This is a genomic window from Actinotalea sp. JY-7885, from assembly GCF_014525465.1.
Lineage (GTDB): Bacteria > Actinomycetota > Actinomycetes > Actinomycetales > Cellulomonadaceae > Actinotalea.
The window spans coordinates 1-1,934 of the sequence record NZ_JACEXH010000302.1; the positions used below are offsets into that span (position 1 = coordinate 1).

The window sequence follows — 1,934 nt, forward strand, 5'->3', positions numbered from 1 at the left end:
GCCAGGGCCCACCCGGCGCTCGTCGAGGCGCACCTGCGACCGGTCTCGCCGCTCGCGGCCGGGCCGGCGGCCGCCCGGGCCGGCGCGACGGCCATGCTCGACGTCTCGGACGGGCTCGTGCGTGACGCGGGCCGGCTCGCGCGTGCGAGCGGCGTCGTGGTCGACCTGGACGACCCGCTCGTCGCCTTCGGCGAGGACGCCGTCGCCCTCGCGGCGGCCGCCCGAAAGCTGGGCGTCGACGTGCGCGACTGGCTGCTGGCCGGCGGTGAGGACCACGGCCTGCTCGCGGCGTTCCCCGCGGGTGGGGCGGTTCCCGCGCCGTTCCGTCCGGTCGGACGGGTCACGGCCCCGACGCCCGGCGCGCCGGCCGGCAGCGTGACCGTCGAGGGTGCCGCCGTGCGGGGCCCCACGGGCTGGGACCACTTCGGCGGCTAGCCGGCTGCGCCACCGCGCACGCCGTCGCGCGCGGTGGCGTTCCGTCGATGGCCTCCCAGGTGCTCCGTCGGGCCGTCAGCCGCGGCGGTAGCGGACCTCGGTGAGCTGCGTGCCACCGACGTCCTCCAGGCGCTCCACGCCGTCGCGCGCGAAGCCGTTGCGCCGGTAGAAGTGGGCGGCGCGCTCGTTGACGTCCGGCACCCACAGCGTGACGGCCGCTCCGTCGGGGACCTCCGCGAGGAGCGTCCGCATGAGCTCGCGCGCGATGCCCTGCCCCCAGGAGCCGGGCTCGAGGTAGATGTAGTGGATCTGGAGCGTCGTGCGCTCGGCGTCCTCGTCGAGGCTCGGGCCCAGGGAGGCGAACGCGACGACGCGTCCCTCCTCCTCGGCGACCCAGGTCCTGGTGCCCTCCCGGGGCGTGGTCAGGCGATCGGCCCACGTCGCGGCGCGGGCGGCGACGTCGAGACCGGCCAGGTACTCCGCCGGGACGACGTCCGCGTAGGCCTGCCGGAGCGAGGCGACATGGACGGCCGCGATGGCGTCGGCGTCCCGGGCCGTGGCCGGTCGGACGAGGACTTCGTTGAGGTCTTCCACCATGGGCGCCACCCTGCCACCTGTGCGCGCACAATGCCACGCCATGATCGAGTCTTGGGCACCTCTTGGCGTGTCGTGCCGCGCGTGCCCGCCCGGTGCCGGACACGACGACGCCCGCGGACGGTCTCGTCCGCGGGCGTCGGTGTGTCGGGGGTCAGGCGGGGCGCTGCACCTTGCCGGCCTTGAGGCACGAGGTGCACACGTGCACCCGCTTGGGGGCACCCGCCACGACAGCGCGCACGCGCTGGATGTTCGGGTTCCAACGACGCTTGGTGCGGCGGTGGGAGTGCGAGATGCTGTGCCCGAAGCCCGGGCCCTTGCCGCAGACGTCGCAGTTGGCAGCCACGTTCTCTCTCCTGATCGTCAGTGCACGCCGCGCGCTCACGAGGAGGGCGACGAGTTCGATGTCCGGGCCGAGGCGCCCGGTTCGGGCACGCTCTCGGCGCCCGGGCGTGGCCGGGCAACCTCGATAGGGTATCCGATCGCGGGGCCCGTCCCAAACGGACGGGTCGCGTGCGCGGATGGGGCAGCGTCAGGCAGGTCGGCGGCGGGAGGTGCGGTGAGGACCGTCGTCGTCGACGCCGCGCTGCTGCGCGCGTGGTCCCGGAGCGCCACGGCGCAGCTGCGGGCCGCGAGCCAGGAGCTCGACGACCTCAACGTCTTCCCCGTGCCCGACGGCGACACGGGGACGAACCTCCTGCTGACCCTCGCCGAGGCGACCCGCGGCGCCGACGCCGGCGGCCCCGGGGTCCACGCCTGCGCACGCGCGCTGCTGCGCGGCGCCCTCGTCGGTGCCCGCGGGAGCTCGGGCGTCATCGTGAGCCAGTACCTGCGCGGGCTGCTGGGCGCCCTGGTCGCTCCGGAGGGCGGCGAGGGCGCGCCGGTCCGCGCCCCCGACCCGGCCG

3 protein-coding genes and 1 pseudogene are annotated in these 1,934 nt (G+C 76.2%); 2 read left to right on the forward strand and 2 right to left on the reverse strand.

Annotated features, from left to right (window positions below):
- A pseudogene (locus IDM29_RS16525) lies at positions 1 to 435 on the forward strand (thiamine-phosphate kinase); the annotation flags it as partial.
- A gap of 75 nt (positions 436 to 510) precedes the next feature.
- On the opposite strand, the gene IDM29_RS16530 reads toward IDM29_RS16525, so the two are convergent.
- Positions 511 to 1,032 (reverse strand): GNAT family N-acetyltransferase, encoded by a 522-nt coding sequence (locus tag IDM29_RS16530; protein WP_182111545.1) that lies wholly within the window; start codon positions 1,030 to 1,032, stop codon positions 511 to 513.
- A 151-nt stretch (positions 1,033 to 1,183) separates the two neighbouring features.
- Positions 1,184 to 1,375, reverse strand: coding sequence for a 50S ribosomal protein L28 (rpmB, locus tag IDM29_RS16535; protein WP_182111544.1), 192 nt, complete (start codon positions 1,373 to 1,375; stop codon positions 1,184 to 1,186).
- A 213-nt stretch (positions 1,376 to 1,588) separates the two neighbouring features.
- On the opposite strand from rpmB, the gene IDM29_RS17740 reads away from it, so the two are divergent.
- Positions 1,589 to 1,934: DAK2 domain-containing protein (locus IDM29_RS17740; RefSeq protein WP_188037821.1), on the forward strand; the 346-nt coding region annotated here is incomplete at its 3' end.

Excerpts from the sequence above, each read along its gene's own strand:
- IDM29_RS16530 (WP_182111545.1), bottom strand. The coding sequence starts at position 1,032 with ATGGTGGAAGACCTCAACGAAGTCCTCGTCCGACCGGCCACGGCCCGG.